18 protein-coding genes and 1 pseudogene are annotated in these 24,075 nt (G+C 70.5%); 7 read left to right on the plus strand and 12 right to left on the minus strand.

The features are described from left to right. The 3 genes from SSP08S_RS12935 to SSP08S_RS12945 all read right to left on the minus strand — a co-directional run bounded on the left by SSP08S_RS12935 (position 1) and on the right by SSP08S_RS12945 (position 2,272). On the minus strand, positions 1-1,248 hold the full coding sequence (locus tag SSP08S_RS12935; protein WP_019068022.1) for a cytochrome P450: 1,248 nt from the start codon (positions 1,246-1,248) through the stop codon (positions 1-3). Between the two features lie 28 nt (positions 1,249-1,276). Next, complete coding sequence (locus SSP08S_RS12940) at positions 1,277-1,471, minus strand: ferredoxin (RefSeq protein WP_019068023.1); 195 nt, start codon at positions 1,469-1,471, stop codon at positions 1,277-1,279. Between the two features lie 150 nt (positions 1,472-1,621). Further along, positions 1,622-2,272, minus strand: a complete 651-nt coding sequence (locus SSP08S_RS12945; protein WP_026178439.1) for a TetR/AcrR family transcriptional regulator — start codon at positions 2,270-2,272, stop codon at positions 1,622-1,624. Between the two features lie 150 nt (positions 2,273-2,422). Between SSP08S_RS12945 and SSP08S_RS12950 the strand changes: the two genes are divergently transcribed. The 4 genes from SSP08S_RS12950 (at position 2,423) to SSP08S_RS12965 (ending at position 8,461) form a co-directional block, all read left to right on the plus strand. Beyond that, complete coding sequence (locus tag SSP08S_RS12950; RefSeq protein WP_043259428.1) at positions 2,423-3,088, plus strand: TetR/AcrR family transcriptional regulator; 666 nt, start codon at positions 2,423-2,425, stop codon at positions 3,086-3,088. Positions 3,089-3,239: 151 nt separating this feature from the next. Continuing rightward, the gene (locus tag SSP08S_RS12955; protein ID WP_019068026.1) at positions 3,240-4,931 is read left to right on the plus strand and encodes an FAD-binding protein; all 1,692 of its coding nucleotides are present in this window, start codon (positions 3,240-3,242) and stop codon (positions 4,929-4,931) included. A gap of 192 nt (positions 4,932-5,123) precedes the next feature. After that, positions 5,124-6,164: a LacI family DNA-binding transcriptional regulator gene (locus SSP08S_RS12960; RefSeq protein ID WP_019068027.1), complete on the plus strand. Its 1,041-nt coding sequence runs from the start codon at positions 5,124-5,126 to the stop codon at positions 6,162-6,164. 161 nt (positions 6,165-6,325) lie between these two features. Then, positions 6,326-8,461: an RICIN domain-containing protein gene (locus SSP08S_RS12965; protein WP_439654573.1), complete on the plus strand. Its 2,136-nt coding sequence runs from the start codon at positions 6,326-6,328 to the stop codon at positions 8,459-8,461. A 72-nt stretch (positions 8,462-8,533) separates the two neighbouring features. Here SSP08S_RS12965 and SSP08S_RS12970 read toward each other — a convergent pair whose 3' ends face one another. From SSP08S_RS12970 to SSP08S_RS12990, 5 genes are all read right to left on the minus strand, one after another. Then, on the minus strand, positions 8,534-10,888 hold the full coding sequence (locus tag SSP08S_RS12970; RefSeq protein WP_019068029.1) for a glycoside hydrolase family 3 N-terminal domain-containing protein: 2,355 nt from the start codon (positions 10,886-10,888) through the stop codon (positions 8,534-8,536). Positions 10,889-10,977: 89 nt separating this feature from the next. Further along, positions 10,978-11,901 (minus strand): carbohydrate ABC transporter permease, encoded by a 924-nt coding sequence (locus tag SSP08S_RS12975; protein WP_019068030.1) that lies wholly within the window; start codon positions 11,899-11,901, stop codon positions 10,978-10,980. Then, positions 11,898-12,749: a carbohydrate ABC transporter permease gene (locus SSP08S_RS12980; protein ID WP_019068031.1), complete on the minus strand. Its 852-nt coding sequence runs from the start codon at positions 12,747-12,749 to the stop codon at positions 11,898-11,900. The genes SSP08S_RS12975 and SSP08S_RS12980 overlap by 4 nt, the downstream gene beginning before the upstream one ends. Positions 12,750-12,796: 47 nt before the next feature. Then, positions 12,797-14,122 carry an extracellular solute-binding protein gene (locus SSP08S_RS12985; protein ID WP_019068032.1) on the minus strand — a complete coding sequence of 442 codons (1,326 nt, stop codon included), beginning with the start codon at positions 14,120-14,122 and terminating at the stop codon, positions 12,797-12,799. Between the two features lie 200 nt (positions 14,123-14,322). After that, the gene (locus SSP08S_RS12990; RefSeq protein WP_019068033.1) at positions 14,323-14,547 is read right to left on the minus strand and encodes a hypothetical protein; all 225 of its coding nucleotides are present in this window, start codon (positions 14,545-14,547) and stop codon (positions 14,323-14,325) included. A gap of 178 nt (positions 14,548-14,725) precedes the next feature. Between SSP08S_RS12990 and SSP08S_RS12995 the strand changes: the two genes are divergently transcribed. Together SSP08S_RS12995 and SSP08S_RS13000 are read left to right on the plus strand one after the other, a co-directional pair. Then, positions 14,726-15,958 (plus strand): PP2C family protein-serine/threonine phosphatase, encoded by a 1,233-nt coding sequence (locus SSP08S_RS12995; RefSeq protein ID WP_245607874.1) that lies wholly within the window; start codon positions 14,726-14,728, stop codon positions 15,956-15,958. A gap of 253 nt (positions 15,959-16,211) precedes the next feature. Then, complete coding sequence (locus tag SSP08S_RS13000) at positions 16,212-17,639, plus strand: alkaline phosphatase family protein (protein ID WP_019068035.1); 1,428 nt, start codon at positions 16,212-16,214, stop codon at positions 17,637-17,639. 34 nt (positions 17,640-17,673) lie between these two features. Here SSP08S_RS13000 and SSP08S_RS63360 read toward each other — a convergent pair. From SSP08S_RS63360 to SSP08S_RS13015, 3 genes and pseudogenes are all read right to left on the minus strand, one after another. Continuing rightward, positions 17,674-17,790, minus strand: a pseudogene (locus SSP08S_RS63360) (fructosamine kinase family protein); the annotation flags it as partial. Between the two features lie 559 nt (positions 17,791-18,349). Next, positions 18,350-19,213: a fructosamine kinase family protein gene (locus SSP08S_RS13010; protein ID WP_019068036.1), complete on the minus strand. Its 864-nt coding sequence runs from the start codon at positions 19,211-19,213 to the stop codon at positions 18,350-18,352. After that, entirely contained in the window at positions 19,210-19,764 is a 555-nt protein-coding gene (locus tag SSP08S_RS13015) for an AAA family ATPase (protein WP_019068037.1), read from the minus strand. The genes SSP08S_RS13010 and SSP08S_RS13015 overlap by 4 nt, the downstream gene beginning before the upstream one ends. A 123-nt stretch (positions 19,765-19,887) precedes the next feature. Between SSP08S_RS13015 and SSP08S_RS13020 the strand changes: the two genes are divergently transcribed. Then, positions 19,888-21,117 (plus strand): PP2C family protein-serine/threonine phosphatase, encoded by a 1,230-nt coding sequence (locus SSP08S_RS13020; RefSeq protein ID WP_019068038.1) that lies wholly within the window; start codon positions 19,888-19,890, stop codon positions 21,115-21,117. A gap of 21 nt (positions 21,118-21,138) precedes the next feature. Here the strand turns inward: SSP08S_RS13020 and SSP08S_RS62840 are convergent, their stop codons facing one another. Continuing rightward, positions 21,139-24,075, minus strand: a complete 2,937-nt coding sequence (locus tag SSP08S_RS62840; protein WP_019068039.1) for a tetratricopeptide repeat protein — start codon at positions 24,073-24,075, stop codon at positions 21,139-21,141.

Genomic DNA, 24,075 nt, shown 5'->3' on the forward strand with positions numbered 1-24,075 from the left:
TCACTCCCATGTGACGGGGAGCGAGTAGACCCCGTAGGCCAGCCGGTCGTGCTTGAACTCGATCCGGTCCAGCGGCTCGGCCAGGCGCAGGGTGGGGATCCGGCGGAAGAGCGTGCCGTAGACCACCTGGAGCTCCACGCGGGCGAGTTGCTGGCCCACGCACTGGTGGATGCCGAAGCCGAACGCGTTGTGGTGACGGGCGTTCTCCCGGCGCAGGTCCAGCAGGTCGGGATCGGGGAAGACGTGCGCGTCCCGGTTGGCGCTGAAGAGTTCCACGACGATGCCCTCGCCGGCGCGGATCACCTCACCGCCGATCTCGATGTCCTCCGTGGCGATCCGCCGCTGGCCGCCGTGGATGATGCCCAGGTAGCGCAGCAGTTCCTCGACCGCGCCCGCGACGACCTTCGGGTCGTCGGCGTCACGCAGGACCGCGAGTTGGTCGGGGTGCTCCAGCAGCGCGACGACGGCGAGGCCGATCATGTTGGCGCTGGTCTCGTGGCCCGCGATGAGCAGTCCCGTGCCCATCATGGCCGCCTCGGACACGCTGATGTCGCCGGCGGTGACGAGCGCCGCGATCTCGGACAGCGCGTCGTCCGCGGGTTCGGCGGCCTTCTTCTCGACGAGCCGCACCAGGTAGTCGTTGAGTGCCCCGAAGGTCCGCATGCTCTCCTCGGCGGACACGTCGTGGGCGATACCGCGTGCCGCGTTCTCCTGGAAGAAGTCGTGGTCCTCGTACGGCACGCCCAGCAGTTCGCTGATCATCAGGGTCGGTAAGGGCAGCGCCAGCGCCTCGACGAGGTCGGCGGGCCTCGGTCCGGCGAGCATCGTGTCGATCAGATCGTCGGTGATCTTCTGGATGGTGGGGCGCAGCGCCTCCACCCGCTTGAAGGTGAACGGCCGGGTCATGATCCGGCGGAACCCGGTGTGCTCGGGGGCGTCCGAGTTGAAGACCGACCGGGGGCGGTACGCCACCGCCGCCGCCATGCCCTCGTGCCAGTGCGGGAAACCGGGCAGCCGTTCGTCGACGCTGACACGGGGGTCGCCGAGCAGAGCGCGCTGCTCGGCGTGGCCGGTGACGATCCAGGGAGTGCTGCCGTCCCAGATCCGCACCCTGGCGAGGGGCTTCTGGGCGGTCAACTCCCGCAGGGCCGGGGGCGGATCGAACGGGCAGCCCTCCGCCCGGGGCATCGGCCACTCGGGGACCTCGGCGGGGCTGCCGGTTGCGGCGCTCGTCGGTGCGTCGGACATGTCCGTCCTCAAGGTGTCGTCCGGAGTGTCATGGCGCGATGTGGATCGCCAGCGCGGGACAGACGGCGGCCGCGTCACGGGCGTCGTCGGCCAGTTCGGCGGGCGGGTCGTCGGTCAGCAGGACGACGACGCCGTCCTCGTCACGCTGGTCGAACACGTCGGGCGCGGTGGCCGTGCACTGGCCGGCCGCAACGCATTTGTCCTGCTCGACGGTTATTTTCACGGGCTGCTCCCTCATTGGCGTCGGGGCAAGGCGGCACCCTTGTGGGCTCCGTCGACCGCGCCTCCGAGTGAACTCCCGCCGCATTCGTAAGTCAATCGGCTGATTCAAAATTTACCGAGACGGGTGGAGGGGGCTGTAGTTGACGATCAGTCAGGAACTCTCGGTCACGGGCGCCGTCCACAGTCCGACGATCGCGTCGACCAGCCCGTCCGCGGCATCGTGCCAACTGGCTCTCGGCGTAGGCGTGTTGAGGGCGAGAGCGCGCTCACGCTCGGCGCACGTGTAGAGGATCACGTTGCGGGTCATGGAGGTTCGTTCCGCGCGCACCTCGGCCGGCAGGTCGGGCAGGCACCGGTGCAGGTCGTCGAGGATCTGCCGCCACACGGGCAGGTCCAGGGTCTCGGCGACCAGGATCTCGTGCAGCGCGGGGTCGGCCATCACCTGGGCGCAGAACCGCGCGTACCACGTGGGGTTGCCCGACTCCGCCAGGTACTCGGGGGTCGGCCGCACCAGGCACGCCACCCAGTCCCGCAGGTCGGTGGAGTCACCGGTCTCGGCCAGCAGACGCCGGCTCACGCGCTCGATCCGCTCGGCGTGATGGCGGGCGATCGCGCGCACCAGATCCGTCTTGGTGCCGAAGTGGTAGCCGACCACGGCGGTGTTGCCCTGCCCCGCCGCCTCGCTGATCTGCCGGTTCGACACGGCGTACACACCACGCTCGGCGAACAGCCGCTCCGCCGTGCTCCGGATGAGCTCCCGGGTCACTCTGACCTGTTCGGCCCGGACACTCCTACCCGTCATGTCCACCACGGTACCGGGGCCGTGCCCGGCCGGTCGCTCCCACCTGCCCCTGGACGGAAATCAACGAAGTGACCTACGTTCTAGGCGCGTCGGACCAACGGGACAAGTCGTCGCGGGGCGGCGCCATGTCCCGGAACGGCGGTGGTGACGATGGCCGACAGTACGCGGCGGGACGAACAGGTCAGGGCGACACGGAAAGCGCTCCTGGACACGGCGGAGCGCCTGTTCGCCGAGCACGGGGTGCACGCGATGTCCAACCGCCGGATCAGCGAGGCGGCGGGGCAGGGCAACAACACCGCGGTCGGCTACCACTTCGGCACCAAGACGGACCTGGTGCGGGCCATCGTCCGAAGACACGCGGAGGAGATCGAGAACATTCGCGTGGCCATGCTGGCCGACATCGGGGACTCCACCGACCTGCGGGACTGGGTGGACTGTTCGGTGCGCCCGGTCACCCGGCACCTGGCGGCACTCGGGCGTCCGAGCTGGTACGCCCGGTTCATCGCGCAGGTCTCGGCGGATCCCGCCCTCTACGCGATCACGGAGGAGGAGTTCTTCGGAGCCTCCCCGTCGCTGCGGAAACTGGAGGACGGTCTCACCCGCTGCGTGCCCGTCCTGCCCGCAGGGGTGCACACCGATCGCGCCGTGATGACCCGGCACTTGATCGTGCAGATGTCCGTCGAGAGGGAACGGGCCCTCGCCGACGACACCCCCACCACCCGGTCGACCTGGCACGACACCGCCGACGGTCTTGTCGACGCGATCGTCGCGCTGTGGCAGGCGCCGGTGACCGCCGGGACGCCGACGCCGAAGTGACCGCGGTCCGGGCGTAGTTGGGGGCGACGGGGTGTTGTTCCACTCACCGGGAGTACGAACGCCGGACCCGGTCCCCGAACCTACGGTGTGGCTCACCTGTCGGCACCCCGGTCAGGGGCTGCCGCGCCGGATCGCGGAGGGAGACAGTCCGATGACCGACTGGGACCACTCGACCGACTTCTTGGTGGTGGGGAGCGGCGCGGGCGTCACCGGGGCGATCCGCGCCCGCGCGCTCGGCAAGGACGTTCTCGTCGTGGAGAAGACCGACCGGTTCGGCGGGTCGACCTGTATGTCGGGCGGTGTGATGTGGCTTCCCGACAACCCGCTCATGCGACGCGAGGGAGTTCCCGACTCGGCCGACGCCGCACTCACGTACTTCGCCACCGTCGTCGGTGACGCGGGCCTGGCGTCGTCGACCGCCCGCAGGAAGGCCTACGTCCGCGCGGGTGCCGAGATGGTGGACTTCCTGGAGTCCGAAGGACTGGAACTGCGGCGCTGCGAGGGCTACAGCGACTACTACTCCGGAGTCCGGGGCTGCGAGGGAGGCTCGGCACGCGGCAGGTCGATCGAGGCGAAGGCCTTCGACAGGAAACTGCTCGGGACCTGGCAGGACCGGATCCGCCCCGGCTTCTCGGGCGGCCTCGCCGTCTACACCGGTGAGGCGTCCCGTCTGACGCTTATGCGGACCCGGGCCGGGCTGACCGTCCTGGCCAGGGTGGGACTGCGGACCGCCCTTGGCCGGCTCCGCAGGCAGCGGCTCGTGACGAACGGGGTGGCATTGTCCGCTCGTCTGCTCCAGATACTGCTGCGACAGGACGTGGCCGTGTGGCTGGAGTCCGCCTTGTCCGACCTCGTGGTCGAGGACGGGCGGGTCGTCGGCGCCGTCGTCCACCGGGGCGGTCGTGACCTCCGGGTACGGGCACGGGACGGCGTGCTGCTCGCCGCCGGAGGTTTCGCCCGCAACAAGGAGATGCGCGAAGAGCACTCGGGAGGCCGGCTCACCAGCGACCGGTGGACCTCGGCCAACCCGGGCGACACCGGGGAGGTGATCCGGATCGCCATGGCGCACGGGGCCGCGACGGACATGCTGGACGAGGCGTGGTGGATGCCCTCGTGGATCATGCCCGACGGCACCCCCAACATGTGCATGTCCGAGCGCACCAGGCCGGGCTCGATCGTCGTCGACGCGGAGGGCCGCCGCTATTTCAACGAGGCCGTTGCCTACCAGGAGGCCGGCCAGCAGATGTACGCGCACGACCGGGAGGTGGGAGGCGCCGTCCCGTCCTGGCTCGTCGTCGACTCCCGGCACCGCGGCCACTACCCGTTCGGCATGTCTCCCCCCGGCCGCACACCGAAGGAGTGGATCACCAGCGGCGCGATGAAGCGCGCCGACAGCCTTGAGGACCTCGCCAGCCAGTGCGGGATCGACGCCGGCGGACTCCTCAAGACCGTCGAGCGGTTCAACACGTTCGCGGCGCGGGGCGTCGACGAGGACTTCCACCGGGGAGAGGGCGACCACGAACGGTTCTACGGCGACCCCACCCATGCCCCGAATCCCTGCCTCGGGCCGGTCGCGAAGCCGCCGTTCTACGCGGTCGCCCTGTACCCGGGGGACATCGGCACCAGCGGGGGAATCCTCTGCGACGAGTTCGCCCGGGTGCTCGACACCGAAGGCAACCCGGTCGACGGGCTCTACGCCACGGGCAACTGCACCGCGTCCGTGATGGGGCGCAAGTACTTGGGCGCCGGAGCCAGCATCGCCGCCTCGGCGGTGTTCGGACACGTGGCGGCGAACCACGCGTCCGCCACGGAGCGGGTGCCGGGCACCGACATCGCGGACTGACCGGCGCGTCGCGCACAGCAGGTGATCGGCACACCGCGCGACCCGGGCCGTCCCCGCAGGCCGAACCGTACGGGACGCCGTGCACCGGTATTGCCTCCACGGCCCGCGCCCCGTTACCTTGCGGCAAAGTTACAGGCCAGCTACGCGATGCGGTCCGGCGCATCGGTGTTCGGCGAGCGGAACGGGCATCGGGTGACAGGTCGCGGCAAGGGACAACTGGAGGCGCAGTACGGCCTCCTCACGAGCATCGCCACCGAGGCGGGCGTCTCGCTCAGCACGGTGTCCAAGGTGGTGCACCGGCGCCGGGACGTCGGCGCCCGGACACGCGAGCGGGTCGAGGAGCTCCTCGCGCGGCACGGCTTCGTACGCCCCTGGGAGCGGGACCCCGCGACACCCCGGCAGATCATCGCGGTCTTCCGCGACCTTTCCGGGCCGTACACGCTGGAGGTGGTCCGCGGCATCGTCGACGCGGCCGGAGAGCTCGGCATCGACGTGGTCACCGGCACGACCGGCCGCCGCTCGATCTCCGGGTGGCTGGAGCAGTGCGTCGCGCTCGGCGCCGCCGGGATCGTCATCGTGATCTCGATGCTGTCCGAGGAGGACCAGCGCCGCATCGTCGAACAGCGCCTCCCGGTGGTCCTCATCGACCCGCTCAGCGCGCCTTCCGAGGACATCCCCAGCATCGGCGTGACGAACTGGAGCGGCGCCCGTGACGCCGTACAGCACCTGCTGGGACTCGGACACACCCGGATCGGCATGGTCGCGGGCCGCTCCCACTCGCTGGCCGGGGCGGCCCGCGTGCACGGCTACCGGGCCGCGCTGGAGGAGGCCGGGATCGCCTACGACCCGGCGATCGTCCGCTCCACCGACTTCGACTACGCCGAGGCGCTCGCCACCGGCGCCCAGATCCTGAGTGCCGACGACCCGCCCACCGCTGTCTTCGCGGCCAGCGACGCACAGGCGCTCGGCGTGCTGGAGGCGGCCCGGCAGCATGGGCTCGCCGTACCGGACGACCTCGCGGTGATGTCCTTCGACGACACGCTCGTCGCGGCGATGGCCTGCCCACCGCTGAGCGCGGTACGCCAGCCCTTCGAGGAACTCGGCCGTGAGGCGACCCGGGTGCTCCTCGAACTCGCCCAGGGCCGGCCGCCCGTGTCCCCGCGCATCGAGCTGGCGACAGAACTCGTCCTGCGGACTTCCACGTCCGTGCGGAGACGCGTCAATACCACGTAACTCCCCATTCCGCGAAACACTTTCGAAACGCGGCGGTGACATTGCCATGTCCGCTGCGAATACTGGCTTCCTGCCCGGACCCCCTCCCGGTGAAAGGAAAGCCGTTGACAAGATCCTGGGTGCGAAAGGCTTTCGCGTGGGCGGCAGCCTTCGGCACAGGCGTGGCATTCGCCATCGCCTCCGCGACAAGCGCGTCGGCCTATCAGCCGAGTCCCGCCAATCTGTATACGGCGACCAACACCGCCGCCTGCAACAAGAGTCCGTGCGTGCTCTATCCGAAGTCGGCGCAGTTGCCGGACGGCCGGATCGTGGCCACGTTCGAGAACGACCAGACCGCTGCGGTCGGCCAGACGCTTCCCATCTACAAGAGCGACGACAGCGGCACGACATGGGCGAAACTGTCCGACGTCCAAGCGCCCGCCTATCTCTCCAGCGACTCCAAATACGCGAAATACACGAGCAATTGGACCAACCCGTATCTCTACGTTCTCCCGCAGAACGTCGGCAGCCTGAGCGCGGGCACCCTGCTGCTCGCGAGCATCGTCTCCGGGGACGACTACTACTACCAGGAGCAGAAGGCGGCCAACTCCAGCTGGACGCCCACCAGTGACGGCGACCGCAAGGACGTGGCGCTGGCCCTGTACTCCAGCACGGACGACGGCGCGACCTGGACCATCCAGAACATCATCGCCGCCGGCGGCTGGCAGGGGGGCAGCGCGGGCAGCATCGGCCGGGTCTCCACGGCCAACACCTCCGCCCAGGTCGACCCCGTGTGGGAACCCCATCTCCTCGCCCACAACGGCCGGCTCATCGCCTACTACTCCGACGAGGACGACTACACCGGCTACAGCACCACCACCGGTGCGCCGACCCTCGACCCGGCCAACGACACGGCGACGGACTCCGGCGGCCAGGTCCTCGTCCACCGCACCTGGGACGGCTCCAGCTCAACTGCCTGGAGTTCCCCGGTCGTTGACGTCCCCGGTTCCACGGTGACCATGAGCGGCGGCAAGACGGAGATCGGCGGCGGCCGGCCCGGCATGACGACCATCGCCCCGACGACCGACGGCAAGTGGCTGCTGACGTACGAGTACTGGGGCGGCGGTACGAACGTCCGCTACCGGATATCCGACGACCCGACGAAGTTCTTCTCCGCCACGGACAACCCGATCACCTCACTGCCCGTCCCTTCGGGCGGAGCCACCCTCGCCACCGGCGGCAGCCCGGTCCTCCTCCCCATGCCGGACGGCCGGATCGTCTACAACGCGGCGGGCAGTGGCGACGTCTGGGTGAACGAGTCCGGGTCGAGCACGGGCACCTGGAAGGAGTACAAGACGTCGATCGCGGCCGGCTACAGCCGCACGCTCCAGTACGTCGACGGCACCGGACGCGTACTCATCCTCCAGGCGTCCTGGAGCGGCAGCAGCGTCGGCCCGGTCAAGTACGCCGAGGTCGACCTCGGCCGCTCCGACGGCGCCTACTACAGCCTCGTCAACCGGCTCACCGGGCAGGTGCTCAGCCCCGCGTCCGGCAAGACCCAGGACGCCAACCTCACCGGGAACACCCCCGACCTGATCCTGAGCGCCGCCAACTCCACCGACGCCACCCAGCGTTGGCACCTCACCGCCAAGGGCAGCAACATCACGCTGCTCAACAAGGCCGGGGGCCGCTCGGTCGCCATCTGGACCGGCACCGCGACGGCGGGACAGAAACTGGCCCAGTGGGTCGACGACGGAGCCACCGACAAACAGTGGACCCAGGTCGCGTCCTCGACCAGCGGTTACTACAAGCTCCGCTCGGTCCTCAACACCAGCCTCTACATGACCGGTTCGACCGCCGGCGGCTCCGTCACCGTCGCGGCGGCCACCACCGACGGCTCCCAGGACTGGCAACTGGTCCAGGACCCACTGCCCACGGCCGCCACCTTCACCCTGAAGGGCACCAACTCCGGCCGCTGCCTCGACGTCCCGAACGGTGCGACGGGCGTCCAGGTCCAGATCTACGACTGCTCCGGCAACGCCAATCAGACCATCACGCAGACCGCGGCCGGTGAACTCCGCGTCAACGGCAACTGCCTGGCCGCGAACGGCGACGGCACCACCGCGGGCACCACGCTCATCCTCTGGGCCTGCAACGGGAAGTCCAGCCAGAAGTGGGCGTTCCGGGTGGACGGCACCATCGTCAACCGCTCCAACGGCCTGGTCATCGACGTGACCAACTGGGGTACGGCCAACGGCTCGAAGGTCGAGCTGTGGACCGGGCTCGGCAACGCCACCCAGCAGTGGACCCGCAGCTAGTCATCGCTCAACGAGAAAGTGGCCCCGCCGATCGGATCGACCGGCGGGGCCACTTCTCGTACGGGTGGTTCGCTACGCGCGCTCGACGCTCACCGGCACCGCGTGGCGCCCTAGTACCGTCGCGTCCCTTTCCTCGCCGACGAGTCGGACCGTCTCCCGCACCAGAGTGTCCAGGCTGGAGGAGCCGATCTGCAGCAGGATCTCGCCGGGCTCGACGATGCGCCGCCCCGCCAGACCGGTGAAGGCCAGCCGGTCGGTGTGGACGTGGAAACGGACCGTCGCCTCCTCGCCCGGCTCAAGGGCCACCTTGGCGAAGCCGAGCAGGGACCGCACCGGCCGGGTCACCTGGGCGACCGGGTCGATCGCGTACAGCTGGACCGTCTCGGCCCCCGCGACCGCCCCCGTGTTCCGCACCCGCGCGCTGACGGTGAACTCGCCGTCCACCGGCACCAGTTCACGGTCCACGCCGAGCCCCTCGATCTCGAAGCCCGTGTACGACAGACCGTGTCCGAAGGGGAACGCCGGTGTCGGGTCGAGGTTGGAGAGCCAGCTCTGCCGGTCGCCGAGCGGCGCGTGGAGGTAGGTGTAGGGCTGGCCGCCGGGCGTGGTCGGGATCTGCACGGGCAGCTTGCCGCTGAAGTTCGCCTTCCCCGCCAGGAGTTGGGCCACCGCACGGCCGCCCTCCTCGCCCGGCAGGAAGACCTGCACCATGGCCGCCGCGGTGGACGCGAACCGGCCCACCGCGTAGGGGCGGCCACTGCTGACGACCAGGACGACCGGCCGACCGGTCGCCAACACCGCCTCGACCAGTTCCTCCTGCACGCCCGGCAGTCGCAGATCCTCCACGTCACAGCCCTCGCCGGAGGTGCCGATCCCGAACATGCCTGCCTTGTCACCGACGACCAGCACGGTCAGGTCGGAGCCGGCGGACGCCTCGACAGCGGCGGCGATACCGGAGCGGTCCGCCTCCCGGATCGGGCAGCCCGGCTCGAAGTCCCAGTCCACGGAGGACAGTTCGGCCGCGAGAGCGTGGCGAAGGGAGACCGCCTCGACACCGTTGCCAAGGTCGTCGCGCTCGGCGAGGACATGGTTGGGGAAGCTGTAGCAGCCGAACATCGTGCGCACGTCGTCGGCGCACGGGCCGATGAGCGCGATGCGGCCGGTCGCGGGGAGGGGCAGCGTCCCGTCGTTCGACAGCAGGACGGCACTCGACTGGGCCACGGCGTGGGCGAGTTGACGACTTGTCGGCTTGTCGAGGTCCAGTTCACCCGCGATCAGGGCGGGCGGCCGCGGGTCCCAGTCGGCGTCGAGCAGTCCGAGTTCGACTTTCTGGAACAGAACCCGGCGTACAGCCCGGTCGACCAACTCCTCACCGACCAGGCCCTGTTCGACGGCATGCACGAGCGCGTCGCCGAAGCCGCGCTGGTCGGGCAGTTCGACGTCCAGCCCGGCGGTCAGGGCGAGCGCGCCGGCCTCCGGCAGATCGGCCGCGACCCGGTGGTCGTTGACCAGGAAGGGCAGGGACCAGTAGTCGGAGACGACGGTTCCCTCGAAACCCCAGGCGTCGCGCAGGACTTCGGTCAGCAGCCAGCGGCTCGCGGCCGGTGCCTCGCCGTCGATCTCGGCGTACGAGTTCATCACCGACCGCACACCCGCGGCGACGAGCCGTTCGAAGGGCGGCAGGATGACGTCGAAGAGTTCACGGCGGCCGATCCCCACGGGTGCGTGGTTGCGGCCGCCCATCGAGGCGGAGTATCCGGCGAAGTGCTTGAGGGTCGCGTACACCCCGGCGCTCTGCAGCCCGGTGACATACGCCTCGGCCAACTCGCCCACCAGGTAGGGGTCTTCGCCGTAGGTCTCCTCGCAGCGGCCCCAGCGGTAGTCACGGATGACGTCGACCACGGGGGACAGACCCTGATGGACTCCCGCCTCGGCCATGTCGGAGCCGATGGCCTCGCCCACCCTGCGGATCAGCGCCGGGTCGAAGGTGGCCGCCATGCCCAGCGAGGTGGGGTAGATGGTGGCGCCGTACGCGGTGAAGCCGGTCAGGCACTCGTCGTGGGCCATGGCCGGGATGTCGAACCTGCTCTGCGCCACCACCTGCCGCTGGTGCTCGGCCAGCAGGCGGGCGTGCTCCAACGCGGGCCGGGGCAGGGTGCCGTAGGGCCGGGTGAGCTGGCCCAGGCCGTGCCGGGCGGTCTCGTCGAGGTCGCCGACCCGGCCGAAGTGGTTGCTGCCCGGGGCCACTTCGGGGCCGTCGGCCTCGATGTCCTCCCAGGTGCTGCTCAACTGCGCGACCTTCTCCGGCAGGGTGAGCCGGGCGAGCAGCGCCTCGACGCGTTCGGCGACGGGCAGGGCGGGGTCGGTCCAGGGGCGGTCGCTCTCCTCCTGGGGGAGGCCGCCGTGGTCGGGCATGGTGGTCGTCATTCACGACTCCTCGGTGTTGCGCGGGCACGCCGACGGGGCCGGGCGCCTGGCCCGGCCGTCGTAGCGCGTGAACTGCCCGGTAGTGGGGGCTACTTGGAGAAACCGGCGGTGAGACCGGCGACGAGCTGACGGCGGGCCAGGATGAACAGGGCCAGCATCGGCAGGGTGGAGAGCACCACCGCGGCCATCGTGGCCGGTACGTCGATGCCGAACTGGCCCCTGAACAGGGTCAGCGCCAGCGGCAGTACGGCCTTGTCGCCGCTCTGGGTGAGGATGAGGGGGAAGAGGAAGCCGTTCCAGACCTGGAGGCCGTCGTAGACGGCGACCGTCATCAGCGCGGGGCGGGCCAGGGGCGCCGCGAGCGACCAGAGCATCCGCCAGTCGCCGGCGCCGTCGACGATCATCGCCTCGAACAGCGAACGGGGTACGTCCCGCAGGAAGCTGACCAGGATCATCACGGTGATCGGCAGCGCGAACGCCGCCGAGGGCAGGACGATCGCGAGCAGGCTGTCGTAGAGATGCATCCGGATGATCAGCAGGTAGACCGGGATGATCACGGCTTGCAGCGGGATCGCCAGGCCCAGCAGGAACACGCGGAACGACACCCGGGAGAAGCGGCTGCCCGCGTTGCGGACGATGGAGAACGCGGCCATCAGGGCGACGGCCACGGCGATGACGACCGTGCCCGCGGTGACGACCACGCTGTTGAGGAGGTAGGTGGTGAAGTCGCCGTCCAGGACGGTGCGGTAGCTGTCCAGCGTCGGGTGGCTGGGCAGGGCGAGGGGGCTGTCCGAGGTGAAGTCGGACTTGCTGCGCAGACTGGTGACCACCAGCCAGTAGATGGGGACGACGACGATCGCCGTCCAGAAGAGCGCGGCGCCGCCGGTGAGGGCGCGGCGCAGGATCCCCGGAACGGGGTTCTTCCGGACGGGGCCGGGCGTCGCGGCCCGGTGGCTTGGAACGGTCCGCCGTTCGGTGGCGGGGGTACGGGTCTTGGTCACGGTGGTGCTCACATGCCCTCCTGCTGGCTGTCCATCCGGGTGAAGCCGGACAGGCGGGTGGTCAGCAGCGACAGGCCGAGGCCGAAGACCACCAGCAGGGTGGCCACCGCGCTGGCCCGGCCCATGTCGTGGGCCTGGAAACCGGTGATGTACATGGAGAGGGGAAGGACGCGGGTCGCGGTGCCGGGCCCGCCGGTGCCGCCCGACAGGACGAAGATCAGGTCGAAGTAGGTGAGCGAGCCCACCAGCATCAGCGTGCTCGACGTGACCAGCGTGTACTTCAGCTGCGGCAGCGTGATGTGCAGGAACCGGGTCACCGGCCCGGCACCGTCGAGCGCGGCGGCCTCGTACAGGGCGGTCGGGATCTGCCGTATGCCCGCCTGGTAGAGCAGGGCGTGGAACGGTACAAACTGCCAGGCGATCACGAAGATCACCGTGTACAGGGCGAGTTCGGGCGAGCCGAGCAGCGGCTTGGCCAGCCAGTGCAGGCCGGGCGTGGAACCGATGCCGAAGGACGGGTCGAGCAGTGCCTGCCAGGTCAGACCGATCGCCACCGCGGAGAGCAGCAGCGGCAGGAAGAACAGCACGGCGAACAGCGCGCGCAGTCGGCCCCTGGGCGCCTGGAACAGGCCGAGCGCCAGGGCGATGGGCGTCTGCACCAGCCAGCTGACCACCATCACTTTGACGGTGAGCCACAGCGACTGCCAGGTGGCGCTGTCGGTGAGGACGGACGTCCAGTTGGTGAGGCCCGCCCAGCTGATGGAACCGAGACCGTCCCAGCGGGCGACGCTGAGCGCCGCCACGCCGACCAGGGGGACGAGACCGAAGAGACCGAAGAGGAGCAGGGCTGGGGCGACCATGAGGAGGCCGCTCCCTCCTCTCCGGCGTACGGGGGTGGTGGTGATCGTCACGACCCCGCCTTGCTCATGTTCACCCCGAAGTCGGCCGGCGAGATCTGCCGCAGGAACGACTTGTCGGTGTTGGTCAGCAGCGGGTCGGCCTGGTCGGACGGCAGCGCCTGGTCCCAGGAGAGCTGGAAGCTCGGAGCCTTGTCCACCAGGTCGTAGACGAAGGTCAGCCACGCCTTGTCGGAGGCCGACGACACTGCGGCCAGCTTGGAGTCCAGGCCCTTGACCGGCGGGACGCTGCCCGCGGCGAGGTAGGCGTCGACCTGGGAGCCGTTGAGGATGTAGTCCTTCAGGTAGGTCAGCGCGTCCGACTTGTGCTTGGACGACTTGTTCAGCGACAGGAAGTTCGACGGGTTGCCGACGATGTTCGCCGGGCTGCCGGCGCCGCCGGTGAGGGCCGGGAACGCGGTGTAGCCCAGCTCGCCCTTCTTCAGGAAGTCGGGCGCGGCCTTGGCGATGTTGGCGTACTCCCAGGTGCCCATCACCTCCATCGCCGCCTTGCCCGTGTACAGCAGCGCGGTCGAGGCGCCCTGGTCGTAGCTGACGGAGGACGCGTTGTCGCCGAAGGCGCCGGCCTTCGCCAGGTCCTGGAGTTTCTGGTTCGCCTTGGTGACCGACGGGTCCTTCCAGGCGGCGGCGTCGCCGGAGGCTATGTTCGCGAACACACGCGAGCCGCCGGTCCGGTCGAGCAGGTACTCCAGGTACATCAGCGTCGGCCACTTGGAGTTCGCCGCGAGCGACAGCGGGGTCACGCCCTTGCCCTTGAGCTTCTTCACGGCCGCGAGGAGGTCGTCGTAGGTCTTCGGCGGCTGGACGCCCGCGTCGGACAGCACCTTCTTGTTGTAGTAGAGGACGACCGGGGCGAGACCGTTGACGGGCACGCCGTAGACCTTGCCGTCGAAGGTCGCGCTCTGCATCACGCTGTCGGTGTAGCGGTCCGAGTTCACGTCCGTGGCGTTCAGGACGTCGACCTTGCCGGCCTTGACGTAGTCGTTCAGGGCGCCGCCGCCCCAGCTGAAGAAGAGGTCCGGGGCCTGGTTCGCGCCGAAGGCCACGCGCAGCTTCTGCTTGTAGTCGTCGTTCGCGAACAGCCGCAGGGTGATCTTCGCGTCGGGGTGGTCCTTGTTGTAGGCGTCCACCGACTGCTTGAGGATCGTCTGGTCGTTGAGCGCCCACATCGTCAGGCCCTTGGACGACGAGGTGGTGGACGGTCCCGAGGAGCCGCAGGCGGCCAGGCTCGCGGCGGCGGCCAGGGTGACCGCCGCCGCGACGGCGCGTCGAATTCTCGGGCTTCCGAGATGTCCGGTGACCGGGATTCCCCGCATGGTGTGCCTCTCTTCTTTCGGCATGCCGTAGGTGCGCAGGACAGAGGCGGAAACGGCTACCGGCCCGAAAGGCTTTCGGATGCCCCACCGCGGCTCGCCTGCCTGCTGGCCGGGACACTGACACGGAATTCACACCCAGGACAAGCACGGGAAATTCCTCGGTTACGAAACACTTTCGTGCCTGGCTCGGGACGAGGGTCCTACGGTGCCCGTACGTCCGATGGCCGGGAGTCGCCGTCCGGGAAGCAGCGCTTCCGCAGGTCGCCGGAGTTCCTGCCCCAGCCGGCGCTGTGGTCGTGGAGCACTCCGGGTTCCCCGCCCGGCACCCGCTCGGCCAACTGGGGCGGCCAGGCACACCGGTTGAACTCTCCTACCGGATTCGGGCCCTTGGGTCGGTGAGGCAGCGCACCCTGGCCGTCGGTCACAGGTCGGTCCTCGCAGGCGGTCAACGTCGGCCGTACGGGCGGCGCGGCCACGGAGTTCCCTTCCCGGCGGAGGTGCGACCGCCCCCTCGTCGCCCCACCCGATCGCACCCCACCACGGGTCGCTACCGTCCGAACGCCCGCGCGGGTGTTGGGATGGAGGTGGCAGAAAGGGGCCGTGGTGGACAGCGACGACGAGGTGACCGGGGCCGAGCAGGGCTTGGCGGATCGGTTCGTGCTCGCGGGGCGGGCGGTGTCCGCGATCGGGTCGACGCTCGACGAACGCAGAACCGCGGCGGAGTGCGCGAGGTTCCTTGTCGACGAGCTGTGCGAGGCCGCGGCCGTCGACCTGTTCGCGCAGGACGAGGCGCGCCCGGCACCGCACGGCATGCTGCACCCGATGGCGGCCGTCGGCCGCAAGGAACTGCTGGACAGCCTGCGCAGCGCACCACGCGAGGACGTCATGGTCCGCGCCCTGGACGCCGGCCACCCGATCACCACGTCCTTCACCACCAACGACCACGGCGTCCTGGCCGCCCTGTCCGTGCCGCTGACCGCATGGGGCAAGGCCTACGGCGCGCTCCTCGCGATCCGCGCCGGACGGACCTTCGGCGACGACGAGGCCGCCGCCGTGCACTACGCGGCCCGTCTCACCGCCGCCCATCTGCACCACGCCGTCGAACACCACCGACTGCGCACCACCGCCCTGAACCTCCAACAGGTCCTGCTCACCGAGCCCAGCCGCCCCCATCCCAACATCGAGATGGCCACCCGCTACCTGCCCGCGGGCACCGGCACCCTCGTCGGCGGCGACTGGTTCGAGGCCGTACGACTGCACTACGGCCGCACCCTCCTCGTCATCGGCGACGTCATGGGACACGGCCTGGACGCGGCGGTCGACATGAACGCCTACCGCTCGATGCTGCGCTACGTCGCCTCCACCGACCTGCCGCCCCATCGCATCCTGCGCCAGATGGACACCGCCATGTCCGAGGAGCACAACCGCCGCCCCGCGACCTGCCTGCTCGCGCTCCTCGACCCGGACCGCGGCACCGCCGCCTTCGCGAGCGCCGGTCATCTGCCGCCCGCCGTCTTCCACCGGGACGGCGCCGGTGAACTGATCCCCGTCCCCGTCGGCCCGCCCCTCGGCACGGGCTCCGCCGACTACGAGATGACCACGCTCACCCTCACCCCCGACGACACCCTGGTCATGTTCACCGACGGGCTGGTCGAGCGGCGCGGCGAGGACATCGACGTCTCCCTGTCCCGCCTGGCCCGGCTGCGCCTCCACCCCGGCCAGGGCGTCTCCCGTCTCCTCGACGACATCGTGCTCCGCCTCCACGTCCAGGAGGCCGAGGACGACGTCGCCGCGATCGCCGCCCGGCTGCGCCCCAGAGGTTCGATTCCCGGATAACTTCGCAAACGGGAAACAAGTACGGCGGTCGATGCCCTCGGCCGGGTCGGATCATGCCCCGGCCAGTCGTCACCCAAGGTTCGGCAACACCCCGGCAACGCCCGGGTGTTGCCGGTCACGGCTTGGCCAACCCCTTTCCGCACGTTGGCCGCAAATTCACCGCACGCCCCTGACGCCCCATACCCGCACGGGCGGAGAGTGATCCGAGGTCTGGTCCACGAGATCCCTCGATGCTCTTCAAGAAGGGGCAATCATGGCCGAGTTGACACGTCGCAGACTCCTGGGTTCGGCCGCCGGGGCACTGGGCGGTGCCGCGGCGCTCTCCCTCCTCCCGCCGAGCGTCCAGAAGGCCGTCGCCGCCGAGCCGCCGAAGAACGGCTCGCTGCGGGACATCGAACACGTCGTCATCCTGATGCAGGAGAACCGGTCGTTCGACCACTACTTCGGCACGCTGTCCGGCGTTCGCGGATTCGCCGATCCGCACGCTCGCAAACTCGACACCGGGCGCAGCGTCTTCTACCAGCCGGACGCGGTGAACCCGAAGGGCTACCTCCTCCCGTTCCACCTCGACACCCACACCTCCAGCGCCCAGGCCATCCCGTCCACCAGCCACGCCTGGTCGGTGCAGCACCAGGCCTGGAACAACGGCAAGATGGACCAGTGGCTGCCCGCCCACCGCAAGGCCGACGGCGTCAACGGCCCCTATGTGATGGGCTATTACACGCGCGAGGACATCCCGTTCCAGTTCGCGCTCGCCGAGACCTTCACCATCTGCGACAACTACTTCTGCTCGGTGTTCGGGCCCACCTGGCCCAACCGCCTGATGTGGATGACCGGTTCGATCGATCCCGCCGGCACGCAGGGCGGCCCGATCATCAGCAACGTCGCGCCGACGCCGTACCGCTGGACGACGTACGCGGAACGCCTCCAGAACGCCGGCGTGAGCTGGAAGGTGTACCAGGAGGAGGACGACTACGGCACCAACATGCTGGAGCAGTTCGCCTCCTTCAAGAACGCCCAGCCCGGCTCCGACCTGTACGAGCGGGGTGTACGGCCGCAGGCGCACGGCACGTTCGAGGACGACGCGCGCAACGACCGGCTGCCGACGGTGTCGTGGATCTGCCCCACGAGCTACCAGTCGGAGCACCCGGACTACCTCCCGGCGGCGGGCGCCGACTACGTGGCCTCGAAGATCGAGGCCATCGCGTCCAACCCCAAGGTGTGGCGCAAGACCGCGTTCATCCTCAACTACGACGAGAACGACGGCCTGTTCGACCACGTCGTCCCGCCGACGCCGCCGGCCGGCACGAAGGACGAGTTCATCCAGGGCCTGCCCATCGGCGGTGGCTTCCGTGTCCCCGCCATCATCATCTCGCCCTGGACCGTGGGCGGTTGGGTTGCCTCGGAGGCCTTCGACCACACGTCGGCACTCCAGTTCCTGGAGCGGTTCACCGGCGTCGAGGAACCGAACGTCTCCGACTGGCGCCGCGAAACCTTCGGCGACCTCACCACCGCGTTCCGCTTCCGCGACGCCCGCCCGCGCTCGCCCCGACTGCCCGACGACACGGCGGAGCAGCTGGAGAAGGCGAAGGAGGAAGTGGCAACGTTGCCGAAGCCCACGCTGCCGGGCGCGGACCAGAAGTTCCCGCACCAGGAGCGAGGCCGCCGCCCGCACGTCTGACCGCGTCCACGGCCGCGGGCGGCTCCGGCCGGTATCACTCGGCCAGGGCCGTTCGCGCCGCCGTCAGGGCGTGGTGTGCGTAGCCGCGTCCGAACAGCACCGCATGCGCCAGTAGGGGAGACAGCTGGTGCCGTCCGACACGGTCGGTCCAATCCCGGGGCGGGCGGGGCCGCCGCCCATACGTCTGACCTGGACCACCTCGTCACGGGAGGCCCTGGCGGGTGTCATACGGCCGGGGCCGCCCGCGCGGCTGGGATGGTCTGTTTGGCGAAGCCGCAGTCGATCGCGGCGCGTGGGTCGGCAGCGTCCGACCTGGGCCGTAGCGGCGGGCGCCGTCGCCCGGTGTTATTCGGCCGGGGCCGCTCGTGCGGTTGAGTTGGTCTGTTTGGCGTAGCCGCAGTCGATCTGCGGTACGTGGGTCGGCAGCGTCTGACCTGGGCCGTAGCGGCGGGTGCGCTCGCCTGGTGTTATTCGGCCGGGGCCGCTGGTGCGGTTGAGTTGGTCTGTTTGGCGTAGCCGCAGTCGATCTGCGGTACGTGGGTCGGCAGCGTCCGATCTGGGCCGTAGCGGCGGGTGCGCTCGCCTGGTGTTATTCGGCCGGGGCCGCTGGTGCGGTTGAGTTGGTCTGTTTGGCGTAGCCGCAGTCGATCGCGGCGCGTGGGTCGGCGGCGTCTGACCTGGGCCGTAGCGACAGGCGCGCTCGCCCGGTGTCACGCGGCCAGGGCAGCCCGCGCCGCCGACAGCGCCTGCCCGGCATAGCCGCGCCCGAACAGCACCACATGCACCAGCAGCGGAAACAGCTGATGCAGTGCGACGCGGTCGGTCCAGCCGGGGGCGAGCGGCGCGGCCTCGTCGTAGCCGGCCAGCACTTCCGCCAGATACGGGCAGCCGAAGAGACGCAGCATCGCCAGGTCGGTCTCCCGGTGTCCGCCGTGGGCGGCCGGGTCGATCAGGCGGACGTGTCCGTCGGCGCCCCACAGCACGTTGCCGTTCCACAGATCGCCGTGGAGGCGGGCGGGCGGCTCGGCGGGACCGGCGAGTTCGGGGAGCCGTTCGCAGACCCGCTCCACCACCGCGGCCTCGGCGTGCTTCAGGGTGCCTGTGTCGACCGCGCCGCGCAGGTAGGGCAACACCCGTTGCCCGGCATACCAGTTGGGCCAGTCGGTGGCGGGAACGTTGCGCATCGGGGCGAGGCCGATGTACGCCTCCGTGGGCCCGCCGGGCGGCGGCGCGCCGAACGCCGGTGCCCCTGAGGCGTGCAGGGCGGCCAGCTCCCGGCCGAAACGGACCGCCGCTGTCGCGCTCGGCGGCCCGGTGCGGACGCGATCGGTGATCAGCCATCGCTCGTCCAGACCACGCACGGCAGGAACATGGACCGTTCCAGCGTCGCCCAGCCAGCGCAGCCCCGCCGCCTCGGCGCGCACCGCGCCAGGGGCCGTATCGCCCTTGACGATCACCAACTGCCCACTGTCGAGCGTGACTTCGGTGACCGCCCCGGACAACGGACGCTCACCGGTCACCGCACACCCGGTGAGCCGGGCCGCCGCCGCGCTCGGGGTCTCGCTCTCGATCACGGGGACAGCGTAGGACCGGTCAACGAGCTCCCTGCCCACAGGCCGGACTCGCGCAGGACCCGGTCGACCGTCTCCTCCAGCGGACTCGTCGCCGGGACGACCGTCTCGACGCCGCCGGGGAGTACGTCCAACGGCCGGTACCACTCGCGGAGTTGGTGCTCGCTCACCTCGTTCGCGATGGGCTTCGTGGCGTGCCGGGCCAAGGTCTCCTCGAACGGTACGTCGAGGCAGTAACAGTGCGCGCGGCCCGGATGGTCGGCGAGCAGCCCGGCCAGCATCTCGCCGTAGTGGGAGGCGTAGAGCAGGCCTTCCAGCACGGTGTGGAAACCGTGCGCCAGAGCGTGGCGCACGGTCAGGTCGATCAGCCCGATGTTCGCGCCGCCGGGGACGTCGCGCTCGCGCAGCACCTCGCGGCGCAGGACGTCCTGGCGCACCAGTGCGATACCGCGGCCGTACCGCTCGCGCAGGGCGGTGGCCACCGTGCTCTTGCCGGAGGCGCTGTTGCCGCGCAGCACGATCAGCCGGGTGGGGGAGGAGGGCGGCGTGGTCACCGGGGCACCCTACCGGTCCTGTGTCGCCGAGTGACCGAGTGGGCACAACGCGTCCCCCGGGGCCCGCTCACTCTGCTTATATCGTGAGAAAATGGTGTGACAGCGGTGATTGGTGGCAGGGCCATGACGGACGCGACGATCGACTACGCGGCGGTGTTCCAGGGGCTGCCCGGGATGGTGGCGCTGCTGACACCCGACCTGGTGTACGCGGACGCCAACGAGGAGTTCCTGCGGATGTCCGGCCGCACCCGCGAGCAGGTCGTCGGGCGTTTCCTCTTCGACGTCTTCCCCGACAACCCGAACGACCCCGCCGCCACCGGCATGCGCAACCTGGAGACCTCGCTGCGCCGCGTCGTCGCCACCGGCGAGCGCGACACCATGGCCCTCCAGCGGTACGACGTCGAGTCCGCGGCCTGCCCGGGACAGTGGGAGGAGCGCTACTGGAGCCCGGTCAACACGCCGCTCCTCGACCCGGACGGCAAGGTCGTCCTGCTGGTCCACCGCGTCGAGGAGGTCACCGAGCTGATCCGGGCCCGCGGCCGCTCCGGCGGCGGTCGCACCCGGGTACTGGAGGCCGAGCTGTACACCCGCGCCCGCGAACTGCAGGAGGTCAACGAACGCCTGCGCGGCGCCCACGCCCGCGAACGCGAGGTCGCCCTCGCCCTCCAGGAGGCGATGCTGCCCACCCGCCGACAGGGCGCGAGCCACCAGATCGCCGTACGCTACCGGCCCGCCGTCGGCTCCCTGAACGTGTGCGGGGACTGGTACGACGTCGTCGACCTGGTCGGCGGCAACCGCATCGGCGTCTCGGTGGGGGACGTCGTCGGCCACGGCCTGGCCGCCGCCGGCGTCATGGGCCAGCTGCGCAGCGCCCTGACCGCCACCTCCCGGGTCGCGGACGGCCCCGCCCAGGCCCTCGACGTCCTGGGCCGCTACGCCCATGTCGTCGACGGCGCCGAATCCGCCACCGTGGTCACCACCTTCGTCGACTTCGACAACCACACCATCACCTACAGCAGCGCCGGACATCCGCCGCCCGTCCTGGTCCATCCCGACGGCCGCGTGGAGTTCTTGGACCGGGCCACAGATCCGCCCCTCGACGCCCGTCCCGCCCCGATACCCAGGCCACAGGCCGGCATCGCGTTCTCACCCGGTGCCACCCTGGCCCTCTACACCGACGGCCTGATCGAACGCCGCCACGAGGACATCGACAGGGGCCTGGTCCGCCTCGCCGACTCCCTCGTCCGCCACCGGAACACCGACCCCGAGGCCCTCGCGGACGCCGTACTCCTCGAACTCCTCCCGCACGGCGGCGCCACCGACGACACGGCCCTGATCATCGTCCGACTCTGAGCGGCCGTACGGCGCTTTCGGTCATACGACGATGCAGGTCAGCGCCGCCCACAGCAGGGGCGAGTGCTCGATCCGGCCGTCCGTGCGCCAGCGGTCGAGCTGCTCGCGCTGCCAGCGGCCGAGCCGGTGCACGGGGTCCTCGTGCTCGTGCGCCGCGTCGACGGCGACGATCGCCTCCGACAACGGGCGTACGGACTCCGGCAGTTGAGCCAGCCGATGGAAGGCGAAGCTGGTCGGCAGCACCCAGCGGGTCGCGGTGACCAACTCGGCACCGTTGTGCAGCATCGCCGTCGCGGGCCCGAACGACTCGGCGAACCGCAGATCACCGCCGCTCTCACAGCCGATGAGCGCGACCCGGGCAGGCGCCGGCCAGATCCGCGCGCCCGGCTCGCCGTCCGCGCGCAGCGGGAGCGTTCCCAGCAGCAGGTCCTTGGCCGACAGCGGCCGATGCGTGCGTACCGGCTCGGTCAGACCGACGGTCTCCGCGGCGCAGGACAGGTGCAGCGTGCCGTCCTCGCTCTGGCCGCCCTCGACCGGCGCACCGCTGACGTGCCCGACGTAGAGCAGCCTGCGGGCGCCCTTGCGGAGCGCACCGCTCAGCCAGTCCCGGTCCAGGTCGGAACGGCGGAAGGCCTCCGCCGGGGTGGCGACGGACGGTACGACGGCACCCGCGTCGAGATGGCGCCGGACCAGTGACAGCAGCTCGGGGTCGGAGCCGGGTGGCCCCAGCACCGAGCCGAGCGGGGAGTCGGCGCGGAAGCCGGGGACACGGGGGTCGAGGACGAGGACGACAGTGTCCGTGTCCGCGCTCTGTGTTGCTGCTGTCGGCGGATTTCGTGGCCGAAGTGACGCCGGTGCCGTGGTCACCACGTCGGCCAGGTCGATGAGCCGGACGTCGTTGTCGTCGAGGGCGAGCAGTTCCCAGGGGACCTGGGCGACCCGGGGCGACGGCTGGATCCGTACCAGCGGACGGCCCGCGCGCTCCGACACCTGACGTATCTGCGCCGTCAGCCCCTCCGGCCACAGGGCCTCGGCCAGTGTCCGCGCGAGCCGGCGCTCGCTGTCGTGGTCGGCAAGTGCGCCCGTGAACGCCCGCCGCATGCCCTCCGCCCCGTCGCCTGCCCCCGGCAGGGCATCGGTGAGAGCGCGGACGGCCCGGTCGATCTCCTCGCCGGGGCCGTGACCGGTACCGAACCCCCGGACCCCGCCGGCCCAGGTCCAGGTCATGAACAGATCACCGGCGTCGGCCAGCCGGATCTGGACCACCGGGCGGCTCGTCATGTCGTCGGTGATCCAGAACGGCACCTCCTCCGCGTCCACGATCCGCCGGCCGTAACGGAACTCTGCCGCCTCGATGTACTCCTGGAGCGCGACACGTCCCGGGCCCGGCTGCGCCGACATCCGCACCTTCGGCGGCGGCGAGACCCGCAGTCCGGCGGAGGCGGCGGCCTCGGCGGCCACCCCACCGAGGGTCATCGTGCCGTTCGCGTGCCCGTCATCGTCGTTCGCGTCGTGCCAGTACGTCTTCATGGCCGCGTTCGGGAAGACGGAAGCGCGGTCCCCAACCGGGGTGGTGGCGGTGCTGCTCGGATTCAGGGCCAACGTCGCGCCCGCGCAACGGTGTTCGGCCAGTTCGAAGAGCAGCCCCTGGTCCTGCCGGCGCATCACCAGACGGAACACCAGCTGTACGGCGTCCTCGGCGAGCCGCAGCCACTCACTGCGCGCGTGGGCGGTGGCGAAGTCGTAGCGCGCCGCCTCCAGGGCCAGCGCGGCGGGCAGCGCGAAAGAGAGCGCGTTGTCGATGGACTCGCGCTCCCGGTCGCCGTGGTCGGTCCGGTTCAGGTTGTCCTCGAGGGTGCGCGCGAGCATGAGGTCGACCTGCGCGCACCGCTCGTACACCTCCCGCTCCTGGTACACGTCCCGGGCTTCCTGGGCCAGCCGCTTCATCTCGTCGATGTCGCCCCGGTCGTAGGCGTGTTGGGCGCCCAGCAGCATGCTGTCGGCGGCGGCGATCGAGGCACCGAGCCGTTCGAACCGTTCCAGGCTCGCCGCCAACAGACCCTCCGCGCCGCTGTCGTCGCCGCGCCGGTCGGCGAGGAACGCACGCGCCTGTTCGCAGACCGCGAGGTCGCCGAACCACCCCTGCCGCTCGAAGAACGCGGACGCCTCCGCGAACAACCGCTCCGCGAGGTCGAGTTCGCCCCGGCACATCGCGGCGTACGCCCGGTGCGCCAGCAGCGTCTGCTGCTCACCGGTGTCCCCCAGCAACCGGAAGCGCTCCTCGGCGCGCGCGAAATGGTCCTCGGCCGCGTCGAAGCGTCCGGTCGAGGAGCAGATCAGACCGAGGGCGACCAGCAGTCGCGGGATGGTCTCCACCGCCGTCTCCGGGGTGGTCGACAGCAGCGCGGACGCCTGTTCCTCGGCGGCTCCCCAGGCGCCCCGGTCCATGAGCAAGTGCACCCGGTTCAGGCCGAGTTCGGCGGTGCGCAGTCCCTCGGGGTCCTCGAACTCCGGCAGTCTGAGCGCCGCCTCGTCGAGACAGACCAGCGCCTCGTCCAGGTGCCCGGTCCTGCGCAGCAGATCGGCCCTGGCGATCAGCGTCCGCAGCACCAGCTCCAGCCACAGCTGACGGCCGCGCGGTCCCATCGGCGCCGACGCGATCCCGTCGAGCAGGGCCTGGGACCGGTCCAAGGCATCCTGCGCCGCCACCAAGTCCGTGGCGGCGAGCTGGACACTCGCGACGTTCGCCAGCAGGTGCGCGCGCAGGAACCGTACGTCGGGGGAGTCCTCGAGGGACTCGGCCAGCGTGAGCAACTCCTCGTAGACGGCGACCGCGGCGGCGACTTCGGCGTTGAGGTGATGCTCCTCGGCCCGGGCCAGACCGCTGTCGAACGGTTCGCCGTAGAGCGGCGTCACCGCGCCGATGCCGTCCGTCGGGTCGTCTTCCTGGTCCGGCAT

Source organism: Streptomyces hokutonensis (genome assembly GCF_000376565.1).
Classification (GTDB): Bacteria; Actinomycetota; Actinomycetes; order Streptomycetales; family Streptomycetaceae; genus Streptomyces; species Streptomyces hokutonensis.